General features: G+C 70.5%; 20 protein-coding genes. 13 read left to right on the top strand and 7 right to left on the bottom strand.

Annotated elements, in window-relative coordinates; all coding sequences use genetic code 11:
• Positions 1–158 precede the first annotated feature (158 nt).
• Positions 159–542: a hypothetical protein gene (locus tag AC51EU_RS05140; protein ID WP_496265432.1), complete on the top strand. Its 384-nt coding sequence runs from the start codon at positions 159–161 to the stop codon at positions 540–542.
• Here the strand turns inward: AC51EU_RS05140 and AC51EU_RS05135 are convergent.
• On the bottom strand, positions 530–1,222 hold the full coding sequence (locus AC51EU_RS05135) for an LbetaH domain-containing protein (RefSeq protein WP_496265431.1): 693 nt from the start codon (positions 1,220–1,222) through the stop codon (positions 530–532). The two genes, AC51EU_RS05140 and AC51EU_RS05135, sit on opposite strands and share 13 nt — an antisense overlap.
• An 88-nt stretch (positions 1,223–1,310) precedes the next feature.
• Here AC51EU_RS05135 and AC51EU_RS05130 point away from each other — a divergent pair, with 88 nt between their 5' ends.
• Positions 1,311–2,186, top strand: a complete 876-nt coding sequence (locus AC51EU_RS05130) for a glycosyltransferase family 2 protein (protein ID WP_496265430.1) — start codon at positions 1,311–1,313, stop codon at positions 2,184–2,186.
• 7 nt (positions 2,187–2,193) lie between these two features.
• Here AC51EU_RS05130 and AC51EU_RS05125 read toward each other — a convergent pair whose 3' ends face one another.
• Positions 2,194–3,297, bottom strand: a complete 1,104-nt coding sequence (locus tag AC51EU_RS05125) for an NAD-dependent epimerase/dehydratase family protein (protein ID WP_496265429.1) — start codon at positions 3,295–3,297, stop codon at positions 2,194–2,196.
• 241 nt (positions 3,298–3,538) lie between these two features.
• On the opposite strand from AC51EU_RS05125, the gene AC51EU_RS05120 reads away from it, so the two are divergent.
• From AC51EU_RS05120 to rocD, 5 genes are all read left to right on the top strand, one after another.
• Positions 3,539–4,321: an NsdA family TPR-like regulatory protein gene (locus AC51EU_RS05120; RefSeq protein ID WP_496265456.1), complete on the top strand. Its 783-nt coding sequence runs from the start codon at positions 3,539–3,541 to the stop codon at positions 4,319–4,321.
• A 139-nt stretch (positions 4,322–4,460) separates the two neighbouring features.
• Positions 4,461–5,108, top strand: coding sequence for a GNAT family N-acetyltransferase (locus AC51EU_RS05115; RefSeq protein ID WP_496265428.1), 648 nt, complete (start codon positions 4,461–4,463; stop codon positions 5,106–5,108).
• Between the two features lie 62 nt (positions 5,109–5,170).
• Positions 5,171–5,677 carry an Lrp/AsnC family transcriptional regulator gene (locus AC51EU_RS05110; RefSeq protein WP_496265427.1) on the top strand — a complete coding sequence of 169 codons (507 nt, stop codon included), beginning with the start codon at positions 5,171–5,173 and terminating at the stop codon, positions 5,675–5,677.
• 217 nt (positions 5,678–5,894) lie between these two features.
• A complete protein-coding gene (gene ddaH, locus AC51EU_RS05105; RefSeq protein ID WP_496265455.1) occupies positions 5,895–6,725 on the top strand; it encodes a dimethylargininase in 831 nt (276 codons plus the stop codon).
• A complete protein-coding gene (rocD, locus tag AC51EU_RS05100; RefSeq protein ID WP_496265426.1) occupies positions 6,722–7,945 on the top strand; it encodes an ornithine--oxo-acid transaminase in 1,224 nt (407 codons plus the stop codon). The genes ddaH and rocD overlap by 4 nt, the downstream gene beginning before the upstream one ends.
• 222 nt (positions 7,946–8,167) lie before the next feature.
• Here rocD and AC51EU_RS05095 read toward each other — a convergent pair whose 3' ends face one another.
• Positions 8,168–9,178 carry a GNAT family N-acetyltransferase gene (locus AC51EU_RS05095; protein ID WP_496265425.1) on the bottom strand — a complete coding sequence of 337 codons (1,011 nt, stop codon included), beginning with the start codon at positions 9,176–9,178 and terminating at the stop codon, positions 8,168–8,170.
• A gap of 140 nt (positions 9,179–9,318) precedes the next feature.
• Positions 9,319–9,921 carry a TetR/AcrR family transcriptional regulator gene (locus AC51EU_RS05090; RefSeq protein WP_496265424.1) on the bottom strand — a complete coding sequence of 201 codons (603 nt, stop codon included), beginning with the start codon at positions 9,919–9,921 and terminating at the stop codon, positions 9,319–9,321.
• A gap of 206 nt (positions 9,922–10,127) precedes the next feature.
• On the opposite strand from AC51EU_RS05090, the gene AC51EU_RS05085 reads away from it, so the two are divergent.
• Positions 10,128–10,613 (top strand): nuclear transport factor 2 family protein, encoded by a 486-nt coding sequence (locus AC51EU_RS05085; RefSeq protein WP_496265423.1) that lies wholly within the window; start codon positions 10,128–10,130, stop codon positions 10,611–10,613.
• Between the two features lie 140 nt (positions 10,614–10,753).
• Here AC51EU_RS05085 and AC51EU_RS05080 read toward each other — a convergent pair whose 3' ends face one another.
• Complete coding sequence (locus AC51EU_RS05080; RefSeq protein ID WP_496265422.1) at positions 10,754–10,888, bottom strand: DUF397 domain-containing protein; 135 nt, start codon at positions 10,886–10,888, stop codon at positions 10,754–10,756.
• On the bottom strand, positions 10,851–11,795 hold the full coding sequence (locus AC51EU_RS05075) for a helix-turn-helix domain-containing protein (protein ID WP_496265454.1): 945 nt from the start codon (positions 11,793–11,795) through the stop codon (positions 10,851–10,853). The genes AC51EU_RS05080 and AC51EU_RS05075 overlap by 38 nt, the downstream gene beginning before the upstream one ends.
• Positions 11,796–12,157: 362 nt before the next feature.
• On the opposite strand from AC51EU_RS05075, the gene AC51EU_RS05070 reads away from it, so the two are divergent.
• The 3 genes from AC51EU_RS05070 to AC51EU_RS05060 all read left to right on the top strand — a co-directional run bounded on the left by AC51EU_RS05070 (position 12,158) and on the right by AC51EU_RS05060 (position 13,921).
• On the top strand, positions 12,158–12,355 hold the full coding sequence (locus AC51EU_RS05070; protein ID WP_496265421.1) for a hypothetical protein: 198 nt from the start codon (positions 12,158–12,160) through the stop codon (positions 12,353–12,355).
• A 142-nt stretch (positions 12,356–12,497) separates the two neighbouring features.
• Entirely contained in the window at positions 12,498–12,749 is a 252-nt protein-coding gene (locus AC51EU_RS05065) for an NfeD C-terminal domain-containing protein (protein ID WP_496265453.1), read from the top strand.
• An 11-nt stretch (positions 12,750–12,760) separates the two neighbouring features.
• Positions 12,761–13,921, top strand: a complete 1,161-nt coding sequence (locus tag AC51EU_RS05060; protein WP_496265420.1) for an SPFH domain-containing protein — start codon at positions 12,761–12,763, stop codon at positions 13,919–13,921.
• An 88-nt stretch (positions 13,922–14,009) separates the two neighbouring features.
• On the opposite strand, the gene AC51EU_RS05055 is transcribed toward AC51EU_RS05060, so the two are convergent.
• Positions 14,010–14,579 (bottom strand): MarR family winged helix-turn-helix transcriptional regulator, encoded by a 570-nt coding sequence (locus AC51EU_RS05055; RefSeq protein WP_496265419.1) that lies wholly within the window; start codon positions 14,577–14,579, stop codon positions 14,010–14,012.
• A 446-nt stretch (positions 14,580–15,025) separates the two neighbouring features.
• Between AC51EU_RS05055 and AC51EU_RS05050 the strand changes: the two genes are divergently transcribed.
• Positions 15,026–16,255 (top strand): cytochrome P450, encoded by a 1,230-nt coding sequence (locus tag AC51EU_RS05050; protein ID WP_496265418.1) that lies wholly within the window; start codon positions 15,026–15,028, stop codon positions 16,253–16,255.
• A gap of 95 nt (positions 16,256–16,350) precedes the next feature.
• On the top strand, positions 16,351–16,566 hold the full coding sequence (locus AC51EU_RS05045) for a ferredoxin (RefSeq protein WP_496265417.1): 216 nt from the start codon (positions 16,351–16,353) through the stop codon (positions 16,564–16,566).
• Positions 16,567–16,846 lie beyond the last annotated feature (280 nt).

Here is a 16,846-nt window from a genome sequence, read left to right as displayed (position 1 = left end):
CCCCTGCGGCGGCCGCGCCCGGACCGGCCCGCCCGCTCGCCGGAGAGGGCGGCGGTCCGGTCCGGTCATCCCGACGGGGGAAGACCAGGACCTGGTTGTCCGAGGAACCGCCGCGCAGGATCTCGTCCTCGTACGCCCGCGTAGGACCATGAAGGATCATGAAGGCTCTGATCCTGCTGTTCGTCGCGTTCGTCGTTTTCGTCATGCCGACCTTGCTGGTCTGGCTGCTGGGGCGGCGAGCGAGAGTCCCCGGCTGGATGCTGACCGTGTTCTTGCTGGCCGGGTGGCTGACGGTGTTCGTCGGCTGGGCCCTCTCGCAGCGCGCGCAGCCGAGCCTGTTCCCCGAAACGTCGCCCTGCTACAGCACGCGCAGTACTCCCGTCCCGCAGTATTTCCCGCCCGACTCGTTCTGCCGCCACGCAGACGGGGAGTTGCGGACGGTCAACGGGCCGAACGCCAAGCTCGTGTTCTGGACCACCGCCAACACCACCGTGGCGATAGCGATCGCCGCCGCCTTCGCACGGCGCCGTCAACGAACGTGATCGCGCTCGCCTCGGGCGGGCCGCCGGCGTACGTGGACGTCGGCGGTGTGCGGGGCGGAGATGACGCTGTGGTCGGGGATGGTCCGTCCCGTCAGGGTGACGCCGCTGGCGATCCGGCAGTCCCGGCCGACGGCGAGACCGGGGCCAAGGCTGATGCTGTTTCCGGTCTGGAGCCGGTCGCCGATCAGGGCACCGAACTGCGGGGTGCCGCACCGGTAGAGCCCACCGGGGGCACGTAGGACAATCTCCCGCTCGGGCCTGGCCATGTGGGGGCTCCACATGCTGATGGCGGCGACGGTGAGGTTGGCGGACAGGTGGGCGTCGGCGCCGACGAGGGTGCGGTTGATCCCTATGCGGTGCCCGAGAATCGCCCGCTCTCCGAGGAATGAGCGGGTGACCTCGCAGTTGAAGCCGACGGAGACACCGGTGCACAGCACGGAGCCGGAGCGGACGGTGGAGAACTCCCATACGCGCACGTACGGGCCGATGATCACGTCGTCGCCGATGATCGCTGTCGGGTGGATCCGCCGCGGCAACCGGGCGAGGGCCTGGCGGTGCCGGTCGTCCCAGACCGCGAGGAAGCCGGCCAGTTCTGTCTTCTCCATCTGCTCGTACGGGGTGCCGTCGAACATCCCGTCGGTGGGGGCAGTGAGGTAGTCGCCGAGGCGGATGGTTGGCATCAGTGAGGTCTCCCGGTGTGTGGTCGGTGGCCGGTCCTTGAGGCGGCTAGCATCACGGGCACCACAGCCCGAGGAACGGAGTTCATCCGTGCGTCACCCGCGCGTCGGCGTCGCCATTTTGACCATGGGCACGCGCCCCGCCGAGCTGGCCGAACTGCTGGAGACGGTGGCCGAGCAGGAGACGCCTGCGACACGGGTGGTGGTCGTCGGCAACGGCTCGCCGCTGCCGACACTCCCCGAGGGGGTGACCGGGCTGGAACTGCCGGAGAACCTGGGCGTCTCCGGCGGACGGAACGCGGCCCTGGACCGGCTGAAGGAGTTCGGGGATGTCGATGTCGTGGTGGACCTGGACGACGACGGACTGCTGATCAGCCCGGACGTCTTCACCCGGCTCGTCGAGCTGTACCGGGCTGATGAGCGGTTGGGCATCGTCAGCTTCCGCATCGCCGACGAGCAGGGCCGTACTCAGCGACGTCATGTTCCGCGCCTGCGCGCTGCGGATCCGATGCGGGGCGGGCTTGTGACGACTTTTCTCGGTGGCGGGCACGGGCTGTCGATGCGGATGCTGGAGAAGATCGGGGGCTGGCCCGAGCCGTTCTTCTACGCCCATGAGGAGACCGACCTGGCCTGGCGGGCGCTGGACGCGGGCTGGAAGGTGCTCTACGAGCCGGCGCTGGTGCTGCGGCATCCATGGACGTCGCCGACCCGGCATGCGGTCTTCCACCGCATGGTCGCGCGCAACCGTGTGTGGCTCGCCAAGAGGCACCTTCCCGCCCCTCTTGTTCCTCTCTACCTGGGCATGTGGACCGCGCTGACGGTGATCCGCACCCCGTCGGCAGCGGGGCTTCGGTCCTGGGCCGGCGGCTTCGCCGAGGGCCTGCGCACGCCATGCCCACCCCGTCGGCCGATGCGGTGGGCCACGGTGTGGCGGATGACCCGGCTGGGCCGCCCTCCGGTCATCTGAGCGGGGATCAGGCGGTCACGGCCCCGCTCTCGGTCTGCAACCAGGTCGGGATCGCCTCGGGGGTCTTGCTCAACCAGTGCGCGTAGCGGGTCACTCCTTCCTTGACCGTGATGGTCGGCCGCCAGCCGAGCACGGTCTCCATGCGGTGGGTGGCCGCGTAGCCGCCGAGCGGGTCGCCGGGCGGCATCGGCGTCTCCACGAACCGCGTCCGCGGGTACTGCTCGGCGACCAGTTCCGCGACGGTGCGGATGCTGGTCGGGGTACCGGTGCCGATGTTGATCGTCTCGTTGTGGGCTCGCGGAGCCACCAGCGCTCGTACCGTGGCGGCGGCGATGTCCTCAACGTGGACCAGGTCGCGGGTCTGACGGCCGCCGCCGTTGAGGTGCAGCGGCAGGCCGAGAGCAGCGCGAGTGGCAAACCAGGCCACCCCCCAGAAGTGGCTGTTCTCCTTGACGACCTGCGGCTCCCCGTAGACCGAGAAGTACCGCACGATCGTGTACGAAGTGTGCACCGCGCCCAAGGTCAGCGCGGTCTGGGTCTCACCCCACGCCTTGGTGTTGGCGTAGACGGACATCGGCCGCAGCTGGCTGCGCTCGTGGAACTGCGGCGCTACTGGGCCGTAGACCGCTTCCAGGAGCTGCCGTACGGTCCGGTATTCGTCGCAGGGGCGGGCCCAGTCCTCCGGGTTGCCGTTGCCGTACACACTGGCCGAGGAGACGAAGACCAGCCGGCGGATCCGCTCGCAGGAGGCCACCGCGTCGAGAAGCACCTGTGTGCCGGTGATGTTGGTGTGGAGCGCGGCCATGGGCCTGCGGGTACAGGCCGCGACGTCCGCCAGCGCGGCGGCATGGATCACGTAGTCGGACTCGGCGAGCGCCTTCTCGACCACGCTCGGGTCCTGGACGTTACCGACGATGACGTCCGGGTCAGCGGCGTCAACGCCGAACAGCCCGCTGTAGACGTTCACCGGATAGGCGTCCAGGGTGCACAGCGAGATCGGCCGTGCCCCGAACCCGCGCAGACAGGCCGCGATGCGGCTGCCGATCAGACCGGCGCCGCCAGTGATCAACACCGTACGGCCTTCGAGGTCGTTCAACCGTGTGTCGTGCATGATGCCTCCATCAGGTGACTTTGGCGGAGTCACCGGCCCGCCTGGCGGGCCTGCTCGCGCTTGACGATGAGCTGTTCGAATTGGATGGCGTAAAGCTCCACCTGGTCCGGGTCGAGGACCAGCACCGATTGCGTGGTCCGACCGTCGGTGTGATGCAGCTCTATACCGAGGGCGGCCTGCCGGGCCCGGTGGTCATACGTTGCGTCCCGCCTCAGCGGAGTCGCGTGGGTGACCGACGCCCATACGTCTGATCAGCAGCCTGCTGAAAGACGCCTCCTACTCCACCTCTACGGGCCGAAGACTGTTCGGTTGCGCTGCGGAGGCGGCCCGGCTGGCCGGCTGGTGTGCCTACGACGCCGGACACCTCGGTGCCTCCGAGCGGCACTTCCTCGCCTCATTGCGCGCCTCCGGCTCCGCCGCCGACCCCACCCTCGGCGCGAACACCCTGAACCTGCGCTACAACGCCGGCGACCCTCGTGGCGCCCTCCACATGATCGACGGAGCCCTGTCCGACCGGCACAAGATCACTTCACCGCGGGTGATAGCGATGCTGCATGCCCGGGCCGCCCGCGCCCACTCCAAGGCCGGCGACGCCACCGCTGCCTGGCACGCGGTGGACGCGGCCTTCACCGCGTACGACACGGCGCCACCGCCGAGCGAGGACCTTCCGTCGATGTACTGGATCACCCACGGCGAACTGCATCAAGTAGCCGCCAGCTCCGCCCTGTCCCTGGGCGAGCCGAAGCGGGCCCTGGAGAACTTCGCCGCCGCCGTGGCACACTCCGATCCCTACGACCGCGACCGCGAAGCGCGCGGCACCGCCATCTATCTCGCACGCCAGGCCGAGGCCCATCTCGCGGTGGGCGACGTGGACGCCGCCGTCGACGTCGGCCACCAAGTGATCACCGTCATGGGCGGAGTTGAATCCGCCCGCACCACCAACACCCTGGCCGAGCTGCGTGACATATTGAATGACCATCAGCTCATCCCGGTCGTACGGGACTTCCTCTCCTACGCCGCCTAGCCGACGCGCCCCTCGGACACCGCCTTGATGCGATCTTCGCCCCGCTGACTGGACGCCCCCGCCAGTACCCCACAGGGACGTCAGAGCGGCCACCGCCCGTCGCTCGACGCACCCGGACCGGATTCGGCACCCTCCTCCCATGACATCACACGTCTGGCCGCTGTACGGCCTCCGGATCACCACCCCGCGCCTCGTCCTGCGGCTCCCGGATCTGCCGCTTCTCGCCGAGTTGGCGGAGCTCGCCGCGGGCGGGGTGCACGACGCGGCGGATCAGCCGTTCACCGTTCCGTGGACGGATGTGTCCCCCGAGGAGCGGGGGCGCGGGGTCTTCCAGCATGTTCTGAGCACGGTCGCGCAATGGAACGCGCGGGAATGGGAGTTGTCCCTGGCGGTGGTGTGCGAGGGGAGGGTGGTGGGGCGGCAGGATCTGTCCGCCACCGAGTTCGCGGTGACCCGTGAGGCGAGTACCGGATCATGGCTGGGACTCGCCCATCAGGGGCGGGGCATCGGTACGGAGATGCGGGCGGCGGTGCTGCACCTGGCCTTCGCCGGGCTCGGCGCGCGCTTCGTCACCTCGTCCGCGATGACGGACAACCCGCGTTCGCTCGCGGTCTCCCGGCGGCTCGGCTACCGGCCGGACGGTATGTGTGTGGCCAGTGTGCGGGGCGAGGCCCGTACGCTGCGGCGGCTGCGGCTGGACCGCGCCGCCTGGGAGGAGCACCGCACGGTCCCGGTGACCATCGAGGGCCTGGAACCGTGCCTTCCGTTCTTCGGTGTGACTTCCTGAGACACGAGGGAAACCACAGCCACACCCCTGTTCCCTCCCGCCCCCTCCCCCCAAGGACCCTCATGCCCCCCAGGCCCGCCCCCTTCGACGACCTCGACCGTCAGATCGTCGCCGCGCTGATCGACAACGCGCGGACGAGTTTCGCCGAGATCGGTGCGGCGATCGGACTGTCCGCCACCGCCGTCAAGCGGCGGGTGGACCGGCTCCGCGAGAACAATGTGATCACCGGGTTCACCGCCACGGTGCGGCCCGCGGCGCTGGGCTGGCGTACGGAGGCGTACGTCGAGGTCTACTGCGACAGCGCGGCGCCGCCCCGCCGGCTGGCCGAAGTGGTGCGCAACCACCCGGAGATCACCGCGGCGATGACCGTGACCGGGGCCGCCGACGCGCTGCTGCATGTGCGGGCGACGGATGTGGCGCACTTCGAGGAGGTGCTGGAGCGCATCCGGGACGAGCCGTTCATCCGGAAGACGATCAGCTATCTGGTGCTGAGCCATCTGCTGCCGGACAGCGCGGAGGCCGGCGCCCGCCAGGCGGCCCCCGAGGAGGACGCACCGTCCCTCCCGTAGGACGGCACCACCGGAATCCGGCCGGTCTCCTCCGGCGGCCCGGCGCGGGCACTCCGGGCTGCGCATGATTCCGTCCCGGACCCCATAGTCCGCGCAGCTTTCCTGCGTCATTGCGCAGCGTTCGTCGCTTGTCGGGCGTGCGGGGTGATTCCTACCGTGGAGGCGTCCCCGGTGGGTTCCGCGTGAAGCGGAGGAAGCGGAGGGTCCTGCTGTGCCGATGCCTCGGGAGCCGCGCACGCGGCGTTTCCTGGTCTGCGAGCCCCGGTATTTCACCGTGCGGTACACCATCAATCCGTGGATGTCCGGCGACGCGCCCGTGGATACGGAGCGGGCGCTGCGCCAATGGGAGACGCTGGTCCGCGCGTATCGCGCGTACGGGCACACGGTGGAGCACGTGGCCCCGGCGCCGGATCTGCCGGACATGGTGTTCGCGGCGAACGCGGCACTCGTCGTGGAGGGGCGCGTCTTCGGCTCGTCCTTCCACGCGCCGCAGCGGCGGCCGGAGTCGGCCGAGTACGAGACCTGGTTCAAGGCGGCGGGCCACGAGGTCTACCGGCCGGAGGCGCTGTGCGAGGGCGAGGGCGATCTCGTCCCCGTGGGCGGGCTCATCCTGGCCGGTACCGGCTTCCGCACCAGCCGGGCGGCCCACCGCGAGGTCCAGGAGTTCTTCGGCATCCCGACCGTCGGCCTCCAGTTGGTGGACCCGTACTTCTACCACCTGGACACCGCCCTGTTCGTCCTGGAGGACGCGGCGGACGGCGGCACCTCCGGGGCGAACATCGCGTACTACCCGGGGGCGTTCTCGTCCGGCAGCCGCGAGGTGCTGCGCCGCCTCTTCCCCCACGCCGTGATCGCCACCCGGGACGACGCGCTGGCATTCGGCCTCAACTCCGTCTCCGACGGCCGGCACGTCTTCATCGCGCCGCAGGCCCGCGGCCTCCACGACCGGCTCACCCATCACGGCTACGTCCCCGTCCCCGTCGACCTGTCGGAGTTCCACAAGGCCGGCGGCGGCATCAAGTGCTGCACCCAGGAGGTCCGTCCATGACCGCACCCACCGCGACCGCCTCCCGCTCCTCGGCGGAGCTGATCCGCGCGGAGTCCCCCGTCGTCGCCCACAACTACCACCCGCTGCCCGTGGTGATCGCCCGCGCCGAGGACGTCTGGGTCGAGGACATCGAGGGGCGCCGCTATCTGGACATGCTGGCCGGATACTCGGCGCTCAATTTCGGCCACCGTCACCCGGCCCTGATCGAGGCCGCCCACCGCCAGCTCGACGCACTCACCCTCACCTCACGCGCCTTCCACCACGACCGCCTCGCCGGCTTCGCCGAGCGACTGGCCGCCCTCACCGGCCTGGACATGGTGCTGCCGATGAACACCGGCGCCGAGGCCGTCGAGAGCGGCATCAAACTCGCCCGGAAGTGGGCGTACGAGGTCAAGGGCGTCCCGGCGGACCGCGCCACGATCGTGGTCGCCGACGGCAACTTCCACGGCCGTACGACCACCATCGTCGGCTTCTCCACCGACGAGACCGCCCGCACCGGCTTCGGCCCCTTCACCCCCGGCTTCCGCATCGTCCCCTACAACGACCTCCCGGCACTCGAAGCGGCCGTGGACGAGACGACCGCCGCCGTGCTGATCGAGCCGATCCAGGGCGAGGCCGGCGTGATCATCCCCGACGACGGCTATCTGGCCGGGGTACGCGAGCTGACGCGCCGCGCCGGCTGCCTCTTCGTCGCCGACGAGATCCAGTCCGGCCTGGGGCGTACGGGGCGCACGCTCGCCGTCGACCACGAGTCCGTCGTCCCGGACGTCCTCCTGCTCGGCAAGGCCCTCGGCGGCGGCATCGTCCCGGTCTCCGCGGTCGTCGCCCGCCGGGAGGTGATGGACGTCCTGCGGCCGGGCGAGCACGGTTCGACGTTCGGCGGCAATCCGCTGTCCGCCGCGGTCGGTTCCGCGGTCGTCGACCTGCTGGCGACCGGCGAGTACCAGCGCCGCGCCACGGAACTCGGCGAGGTCCTGCGCGCCGGACTCACCTCACTGACCGGCAACGGCGTCGTCGGCTTCCGCGCCCGTGGCCTGTGGGCCGGCGTGGACATCGACCCGGCCCTCGGGACCGGCCGCGAGATCGGCGAACGCCTCCTCGCCGAGGGCATTCTCGTCAAGGACACCCACGGCTCCACCATTCGCCTCGCCCCGCCCCTGACCATCACCCGGGAAATCCTGGAGGAGGCCCTGGACGGTCTGAAGCGGGTGCTGGGATAGGAACGGCGCGGGGAATTCCCCGGTGCGCGAAAGCCGCGCTGCTCGTACATGGCGGAGCTTTCCGGGGCCGGAATCCGGTCCGCCGACGGAAGTCCGTTTCATGGGCCTTGGGCCGGCCGGTCGTCACGGCGGTACCGGATACGGCATGCGGGCGCGCATGCCGTATCCGGTACCGCCGTCGGACCGTTTCCCGCCGTCCCGGTCACGGAACAGGGCGGGATTCTAGAACTGCTTCACCAGGCTCACCGACCGGGAGACCAGGGTGAAACCGAGCCTTTCGTACAGGCCGAGCGCGCCCGTCGGGCTTTCCGCGTCGACGTCGAGAACCGCCCGGTCGAAGCCCTCGTCGCGGTACGCGCGCAGGACGTGGGTGATCAGGGCCTGGGCGATGCCGCGGCCGCGCCATTCCCGTCGGACGCCCACCGAGCCGAGATATCCGAAGGAATAGCCCTGCGGCTCCCACTCCTCCTTGTTCACCTCGCTGAGGACGAAACCGACGACGCGTTCACCGCCGTCGTCGTCGCGGGCGACCGCGAGAAAGGAGAGGTCCGCGCGGGTGACCCCGAGCCGGTCGGCGGACTCCCAGACGTCCCGGCGGACGGGCTGCGAACCCCAATGGTCCTGGAACGCCGCGTTGTGCGCCTCCCGTGTCGGCTCCGACCATTCGGGGCCGTAACGCACGATCCGCAGCCCGGAATCCAGCTCGATATCGGGTATCGGCCGGGTGAGATCGCGGTCGAGTTCCAGGAACCAGCGCAGGGACTCGAAACCGTTCTTGTGGAAGAGCTCCACCGTCGAAGTGGCGCTCTCCTCGGCACCCCCGGCGATCCAGCCCGGAAGGGTTTCGGACGAACCGGCGAGATGCGCTCTGCCCCGCTCCTCCTGCCAGCGGAGCAGATCGCTTCCGATGCCTTCTCCGCGGCGTTCCGGGTGCACCGCGCCGTCGAGATTGACCCACGCGATCGTCCGCTGTCCCTCCCGCATGATGGCGGTGCCGTAGGCCACCGCCCGGCCGCCGGGTTCGAAGGCCACCACGGAATCCGTGGACGGATCGAAGTCCGGGGTACGGAAATCCTCTTCGAGTTCGTCCCGCATCACCAGTGTGGCGGGGTGGTCGACGGCTGCCGCGGCGCGGAGCAGCGTGAACAGCTCGGGAATGTCGTCCTTCGTCGCCGGGCGCCAGGTCAGGTCCTTCCCCGCGGTCGGAAGCACCACCTTCTCCGGGGCGCTCACCCGCTCACAGAGCGGAATTCGGGCGGTCCCGCTCTGTTCCGCCCCCGGGTTTCCGGCCGTTTTTTCCACCGTCTTGTCCGCCGCCATCGGCTTTTCCTCCCCACCTCGGACCGGCACAGCCTGCCATGGCGGACGGAGCGTCACGCAAGTGGATTTTTCCCTCGCGACCGCGCCGCGGTGGTCTCGGTCTTGAGCAGCATCTCCGCCACCGCACGCGCCTCCCGTACCGCTTCCGGATCACCGGTCACCGAGGTCGCGACGATCGCCCCGTCCATCAGAAGTGCCAACCGCCCCGCCAGGACGCGGGGATCGGGTACCGGAAGGTCGGCCAGCAGCGTTTCCAGATACGCGCGCACGGCGCGTTTGTGGTCCCGCGCCACCCGTGCGACCGGCTCCGAGGTGGGGCCGAGTTCGCCGAAGGAGTTGAGGAACGCGCAGCCACGGAAGCCGGGTCGCGCGCACCAGAGGGCCAGCCAGTCGAACACGGCGAGCGGTCGGTCCTCCGGTGCGCCCGTGTACGCGTCGAGGTGGGCGGCGAGTTCGGCGCGCCAGCGCGTGTCGCGGCGCCGCAGGGACTCCGCCACCAGGTCGTCCTTGGACGGGAAGCATCCGTAGAGCCGCTTGAGCGACACACCGGCGGCGGCGCGCAGGGTGTCCATGCCGACGGCCTGGATGCCGCGCTCGTAGAACAGCCGCTCCGCGGTGTCGAGTATCCGCGCGCGGAACTCCTCCTGGTCCTTCACGTTGCCACCTCTCCGCTCTCCGGCCCCGCGGGCCCCGCACTCACCCTCCACCACGCCTTCCTGGCCTGCGGCACCGCCCCTCGCCGTCTCTCCTCTTCCCAGGAGAACGAACATTCTCTACGCTGATCGCCACCAAAGAGAACGACCGTTCTCCACTTGCCGGCCCTTGCCCGGCCGCGTCCCCGCCCGACAAGGAGCCGCCGCCCATGACGCCGCGTCCCCCGCTCCCGCCGTTCGACGCCCGTACCGCCGCCCTCAAGGTCCAGGCCGCCGAGGACGCCTGGAACACCCGCGACCCCGAACGCGTCGCGCTCGCCTACACCGAGGACTCCGTCTGGCGGAACCGTGACACCTTCCTCACCGGCCGCGACGCCATCATGTCCTTCCTGCGCGAGAAGTGGTCGCGCGAACGCGGCTACGTCCTGCGCAAGCAGCTCTGGTCGTACAGCGGCGACCGCATCGCCGTCCGTTTCCCGTACGAGTGCCATGACGCGTCCGGCCAGTGGTGGCGCAGCTACGGCAACGGACTGTGCGAGTTCGCCCCGGACGGCCTGATGCGTCGCCGCGAGGCCAGCATCAACGACCTCCGCATCACGGAGGCCGAACGCCGTATCTTCGGCCCCAGGGGCCCCGAGGAGAGGGAGACGGGGGAGGCGGCAGAGGCGGCAGAGGCGGCGGAGAAAACCGAGTAACCGCTCCGGCAACGCCCGGCCGACCGCGCCCCCGCCGTCCGTTCCGCTGCTCGGGCCCGGGACGGATCTGCCCCCGGGCCCGGAAAGAACGCATCCCGCCTTCTCCCAGGGAAAAGCGTGACCTCATCGCGCACAAGGAATCAGGCGGCGCGTGGCACACCCCGTCGGACGGACGCCAGGAAGGACGACCAGGTGGACGCCCCGAATGTGAGGGCCGGCCCCCGCGGGTTCTTGCTGTCACGGACGGGAACGATGCCGGGGAAGCCGGGGACCACCTCGGCGCAGTCGCCGCCGTTGGGACCGCGGTAACTGCTCTTGACCCGTGCCACCACGCCGATATCGCGCTTGCCCCTGATGTCCGTACCCCTCCATCATGAAGGTGATAAAAGCGGCCGACTCATGAGCCGAAAGGGCATCCGCCCGCAACAGGTCGTAGTTCCTGGCGTGCCGCGCGAGGACCTCCGGATTGTCGCTGAAATGCCCGCGGTCCAACGACTCCGAATACACCCACTCATGCCCGTCGGGCAGTGTGATCAGGGACAGGGAAATGTCGGACCGGACACGGTGCGGCCGGTCGGCGGGATTGACCTGGACCCGGATGTTGGAACGCCGTCCGACGGCCAGCAGATGCCGGCACTGGCCGCGCATGACCGCCGCGTTTCCGACGACATTGCGCAGGCAGCTCTCGTCCAGGACGGCCACGAGCAGCGGCCCGTCCGTCATCAGGAACCGCCGCTGCCGGCTCAGCCGGGCCCTGACGTGGTCCTCCGCCTTGTCCCGGGACGCCGCCTGGCGGAACAGCGCCCGCGCGTACTCCTCCGTCTGGAGCAGGCCGGGCACGACATGCGTCTGGTAGGCGCGGACCGCGACCGCCTCGGCGTCCATGTCGGCCCGGCGCTGGAACCAGTCGGGGTGTTCCACCGCCGGATACCAGTCGATCCGGCTCCACAGCTTCTGGAGCACCCCGCCCGCGCAGAGGATTTCGTCGCATTTCTCGGCAAAGGATTCCTGCGGAACACGCGTTCCTCCTTCGATACGGGCCACATGGGAACGATCGCACGGAATTTTTCGCGCCAACTCCGCCTGGGTGAGGCCGCAAGCCTCCCGGAAGTGCCGCAACACCTCACCGAAAACGGCGGCGTTGGTGACACCGGTTCCTCCCATGGCATTGCGACGGCTCACCGCATCCCCTTTGGTGACAGTTGGCCAGTGGCACGCGTCCGGCGTTGTGAACTGACTCTCCACAGCACGACGCTGAAGATACCCAACGTGAATGCGGGGTCCGGCGGTCGCTCGCGCACCTTCACCCACGGGTGTCGAGCGGTCCGGAGGGAAGCGAAAGACCCGGCATTCCGAACATGCGTACGCCATACAGAAAACCCCTGCGGCCGTGCGACCGGTCCGGGGTTCGGCCGCAACCCGGGAGGTTGACGACATGGAGCACCGAAGCACCCGTCCGTTCGTCGTGAGGGCGGTTGCCGGATGACCGATGGCGGGGCCGGTGGCGGCGTGCATGTGGTCCGGTCGGCGGAGGGACGTCCGGAATGAGGAAGGAGTGGACCAATCTCAAGTACGCGGAAATGATCGCGTACTTCAGGGACCATGTGCTCGACACGGCCTGGCGCGGCGGTCTGCACCCGTGCTGCGGCTGCGCGGGACGGGGCGTGATCGTCATCCAGCACGAGGGCCGCCCCCTCGGGGTGCGGTGCGCCGCGTGCGGTTCCTCGGGCGGCATGGCATAACGAACGTCCGGCTTTTGCCCCGTCCGGCGGCGGCGCGCGTACGGGTAACACCCGTGACGTCACGTCCCGTTGACGCGTAGGCGCCCCGTATCCCGCGCGCTAGGGTCGGCGCGAGGAGACCATGGCGAGGGGGAAGCCGTCGATGCCGCAGGACGACGCTGTGATCGGCGCTATGGGCCAGTTGCTCATCGGTACGCGAGGGGCGGACGGGCCCGGTGAGGTCCTGGTACGGGTCAGGGGAGGCTCCGAGGCGTTTCTCGCCTGGTCCGCCGTTCCGCTGCCGGTCGGGGCGCGGGTCCTGGTGACCGCCTCCCGCGGCGCCCGCACGGTCGAGGTCATCGCCTGGGTCGATCCGTTGGACGCGCTGACCGGCGGTGCCGGTGGCGCCGGCTGAGGGGACCAAAGATGTTCGGATACCGGGTACCGGCTCCCGATCAGGCCATGCTGATCTCAGGGGGCAGGCGGGGCAACGGGGAAGCACCGTTCCGCGTGGTGATCGGGCACGGAAGATTCGTGCTCCCGGTCTTCCGCAAAACGCGCTTTCTGACGTTGGCGATGCGCGAGGCCGAGGTCGAGGAGACCTGTGTGACACGGCAGGGCATCGAGCTGACCGTCCGCGCCGTGATCGCGTTCAAGGTCGGCAACGACACCGAGAGCATCGTCAACGCCGGGCAGCGCTTCCTGTCCGAACAGGGCCAGATGTCGGTACTGACGGGCCGGATCTTCGCCGGTCATCTGCGCTCCATCATCGGCTCGATGACCGTCGAGGAGATCGTCACCGAGCGGCAGAAGCTCGCCACCGAGGTGCTGGAGACGTCGAAGACGGAGATGGCGAAGATCGGGCTGATCGTCGACTCGTTGCAGATCCAGTCGATCGACGACGGGGAGACCGGCTACATCGAGGCGATGTCCGCCCCGCACCGCGCGGCCATCCAGCGCCAGGCGCAGATCGCCCAGGCGCAGGCCACCCAGGCGGCGGCCGAGGCGGAGCAGGAGGCCGCCCGCAACCAGGCCGAGTACGCCCGACGGACCGCGATCGTCAAGGCGCGGTACAGCGCCGAGGTGGACCGCGCGCAGGCCGAGTCCGCGCAGGCGGGCCCGCTGGCGCAGGCCCACGCCCAGCAGGAGGTACTTGCCGCGCGGACCGAACTCGCCGAGCGGGCCGCATCGTTGCGCCAGCAGGAACTGGTCGCCGAGGTCGTCAAGCCGGCCGAGGCGGAGGCCGAGCGGATACGGCTGCTGGCGCTCGCCGAGGCCGAACGGATGAAGATCCAGGCCGAGGCCGCCGCCTCGCACGACCGCGTCGCACTGGACCGGATGCTGATCGACCAGCTCCCGCAGATCGTCAAGGAGGCCGCGACCGGCCTCTCCGGCGCCCAGGTCAACGTCCTCAACGGCGCCGACGGCCTCGGCGAGATCGCCGCCGGCCTGGTCGGCCAGGGCCTGACCATCCTCGACTCCGTCCGTCGCAACCTGGGCACACCGGACGCGGGCCAGACGGAGGAGGCGGACGGCGGGAAGGACGGCCGTGGTGTCGCGGGGCGCGAGCGGGTGGAGATCGAGTAGCGCGAGCCGGGGCTCGCGCCCGCCCGTACGCCCTGAAACGCGCCCGGCGTACGCGCTGCGGGCGGCACGCCGGCCCACAACGCCCCCCTCATTCCGCTCCCCCCGCCCCTTCCTCCTCGTCCCTCAACCGCACATGCTCGACCAGTCGGTTGAGGACGGCGGCGGTGGTGGCGATGGCGGTGTCGTCGAAGCCGTGGAGGGCCTGGCGGATGGTGGTCTGGCGGGCCTGTTGCATGCGGTGGAGGACGACCTTGCCGTGAGGGGTGATGGCGACGCGGCGGGCGCGGCGGTCGTGGGAGTCGGGGGTGCGTTCGACGAGGTTCTGGGACTCCAACTGGCCGATCTGGCGGGTGACGTGGGAGGGCTCGACCATCAGATGCTGGGCGAGGTCGCCGACCCGGCAGGCGCCGCCGCAGGAGTCCAGGGCCGTCAGCAGCCACAGGTCCGAGCGGGTGGCGCGGACGCCGGCCCGGCTCGCCTGGCGTTCGTGGGCCTGGGAGCGGGTGAGGAGATAGGAGAGGGTGGCCAGTACGCCCTGGAGGGCGACGGTGGGGTCGCGGCCGTCGGCCGGTTCCCGGGCGCCGGGCGCGGGGCCGCCCGCCGGTTCCTGGACGCCGGGCGCGGGGCCGCCCGCCGTGACGTCGTGGCTCGTTGTCATCTCCTGAACTCCTCCGACGTCATGGTGCTCGGCGGCGCCCCTGGCCCCGCGACGTGCGGTGCGGGCGCGGGCCCCGGCTTGGGGGAACTGTAGCCGTCATGAGCACGTCGGCCGAGGGGCCGTCGCGGGGATTCGCCGCCCGCACAACGAGTGCCTGAGGCAACGGCATTGAGCCAATCTCGAATGCGCCGTGCCCCGCCCCTTCCACGCCCCGCACGCCGGGGCTAGCGTGGGACCAGTTAATTGCTTTAGTCAGGTAAAGACTTCCCCGCCCGGCCCCCGGCCGACCGCCTCCAGGCCGCCGCTCGCCGGGAGGCCGTCAGGTTTCCGCTCGTCAACGCGTCCCGTTCGCCGTGGACATCTCCGACCCGCCACGGAGCACACCGCACCCGGCGCCCCACCGGCCCGGGACCACGCTCCGTGACCCGACCGTGGAAGGACCCCGCATGACGACCGCACCGCACCGCACCACCCCCGTGACGGACGACGCATCCGCCCCCGTCGCCTTCCCGGCGCCCCGCGCCGCCGGCTGCCCCTTCGACCCGGCCCCCGCCGTCACCCACGCCCGCCACGAAGCGCCGTTCACCCGCGCCACACTCTGGGACGGCACCTCGTGCTGGCTGGTCACCCGCTACGAGGACGTCCGGGCCGTCCTAGGGGACCCGCGTTTCAGCGCCGAGACCCACCACAAGGGCTTCCCGTTCGTCACCGTCGGGATCAAGGAAGTGGCCCGCACCGGCCCGACCTTCATCCGCATGGACGATCCCGAGCACGCCCGGATGCGCCGGATGCTCACCTCCGACTTCATGATCAAGAAGGTGGAGGCGATGCGCCCCGAGGTGCAGCGGCTCGCGGACGACCTGCTGGACCGGATGACCGACGGCCGCGACGAGGCCGACCTGGTCGCCGAGTTCGCGCTGCCGCTGCCGTCCCTGGTCATCTGCCTGCTGCTCGGCGTCCCCTACGAGGACCACGCCTTCTTCCAGGAATGCAGTCGCATCCTCCTCAGCCTCCGTTCCACCTCCGACGAGGTCCGCGTCTCGCAGGAGGAACTCCTCGGCTACCTCACCCGTCTCGCCGACACCAAGCGCGAGAAGCCGGACGACGCGATCATCAGCCGCCTGGTCGCCCGCGGCGACCTGAGCAGCACCGACATCGCCTCCATGGGACGGCTGCTGCTCGTCGCCGGCCACGAGACGACCGCCAACATGACGGCCCTGTCGACCCTCGCCCTGCTGCGCAACCCCGACCAGCTCGACCGGCTCCGTTCCGACCCGTCGCTGGTCAAGCCCGCGGTGGAGGAACTGCTGCGCTACCTCACCATCGTCCACAACGGCGTCCCCCGGGTCGCCACCGAGGACGTCACGGTCGGTGGCCGCACCGTGCGGGCCGGCGAGGGCCTGGTCTGCCTGCTCAACACGGCCAACCGCGACGACGCAGCCTTCCCCGAGGCGGACACCCTCGACATCGGCCGTGACGCACGCCGCCATGTCGCCTTCGGCTTCGGCGTCCACCAGTGCCTGGGCCAGCCGCTGGCCCGGGTGGAACTCCAGATCGCGCTGGAGACCCTGCTGCGCCGCCTGCCCGGGCTGCGCCTCGCCGTCCCGTTCGAGGAGATCCCGTTCCGCCACGACATGGGGATCTACGGGGTGCACGCACTGCCGATCGCCTGGTGAGGGCCTTCGGCCCGCCACGCCCCGGCCTGCCGGTCCGTCACCCCTCGACCGACCGCCCCCGCACACCCTGACCGCCTGCCCGAAGGAGAGAGCCCATGCGCGTCCATGTCGACCAGGACAAGTGCTGCGGCGCCGGAAGCTGTGTGCTGTCCGCGCCCGATGTCTTCGACCAGCGGGACGAGGACGGTGTCGTCGTCCTCCTCGACGCCCGCCCGCCCGCCGAACTGCACGAGGCGGTACGCGAGGCCGCCGCGGTCTGCCCGGCCGCCGCGATCATGCTGGAGGAGACGACGGAGCGGGTGGGGACGTGACGGGGAGGTGGGGGTGAGAATGCGGTGACGGGGGAGGCGGGGGCGAGAGCGTGGGTGGTACGGCGGGGTGCCGCGCGGCCTGGCGTGCCGTGCGCTCCGGTGTGTCGCGTGCGCTGGTGTGCCGGCGTACGCCCGCTTGTGGACGGCCTTGGGCGCCCCTCCGCACGCGGGCGGGGGCGGGGGGCGTTGTGCCCTCTCGCGCACCGGACTCCCTCTCGCGCCAGCGGACGGTGGGACGGTGTCGGTCGGTTCGTACCACCCGCCCCCCGGGCCGCACGAA

The sequence above is a fragment of the Candidatus Streptomyces philanthi genome, from assembly GCF_059553635.1.
Note: the sequence above shows the minus strand (reverse complement) of the source record. Positions and strands in the feature narration are given on the sequence as shown.

Bases quoted from the DNA above. Each gene is read 5' to 3' on its own strand.
- AC51EU_RS05110 (WP_496265427.1), top strand. From the start codon at position 5,171: ATGCCCCCCAGGCCCGCCCCCTTCGACGACCTCGACCGTCAGATCGTC.
- rocD (WP_496265426.1), top strand. From the start codon at position 6,722: ATGACCGCACCCACCGCGACCGCCTCCCGCTCCTCGGCGGAGCTGATC.
- AC51EU_RS05060 (WP_496265420.1), top strand. From the start codon at position 12,761: ATGTTCGGATACCGGGTACCGGCTCCCGATCAGGCCATGCTGATCTCA.
- AC51EU_RS05125 (WP_496265429.1), bottom strand. From the start codon at position 3,297: ATGCACGACACACGGTTGAACGACCTCGAAGGCCGTACGGTGTTGATC.
- AC51EU_RS05070 (WP_496265421.1), top strand. From the start codon at position 12,158: ATGAGGAAGGAGTGGACCAATCTCAAGTACGCGGAAATGATCGCGTAC.
- AC51EU_RS05140 (WP_496265432.1), top strand. From the start codon at position 159: ATGAAGGCTCTGATCCTGCTGTTCGTCGCGTTCGTCGTTTTCGTCATG.
- AC51EU_RS05065 (WP_496265453.1), top strand. From the start codon at position 12,498: ATGCCGCAGGACGACGCTGTGATCGGCGCTATGGGCCAGTTGCTCATC.
- AC51EU_RS05085 (WP_496265423.1), top strand. From the start codon at position 10,128: ATGACGCCGCGTCCCCCGCTCCCGCCGTTCGACGCCCGTACCGCCGCC.
- AC51EU_RS05135 (WP_496265431.1), bottom strand. From the start codon at position 1,222: ATGCCAACCATCCGCCTCGGCGACTACCTCACTGCCCCCACCGACGGG.
- AC51EU_RS05050 (WP_496265418.1), top strand. From the start codon at position 15,026: ATGACGACCGCACCGCACCGCACCACCCCCGTGACGGACGACGCATCC.
- ddaH (WP_496265455.1), top strand. From the start codon at position 5,895: ATGCCTCGGGAGCCGCGCACGCGGCGTTTCCTGGTCTGCGAGCCCCGG.
- AC51EU_RS05045 (WP_496265417.1), top strand. From the start codon at position 16,351: ATGCGCGTCCATGTCGACCAGGACAAGTGCTGCGGCGCCGGAAGCTGT.
- AC51EU_RS05055 (WP_496265419.1), bottom strand. From the start codon at position 14,579: ATGACAACGAGCCACGACGTCACGGCGGGCGGCCCCGCGCCCGGCGTC.
- AC51EU_RS05115 (WP_496265428.1), top strand. From the start codon at position 4,461: ATGACATCACACGTCTGGCCGCTGTACGGCCTCCGGATCACCACCCCG.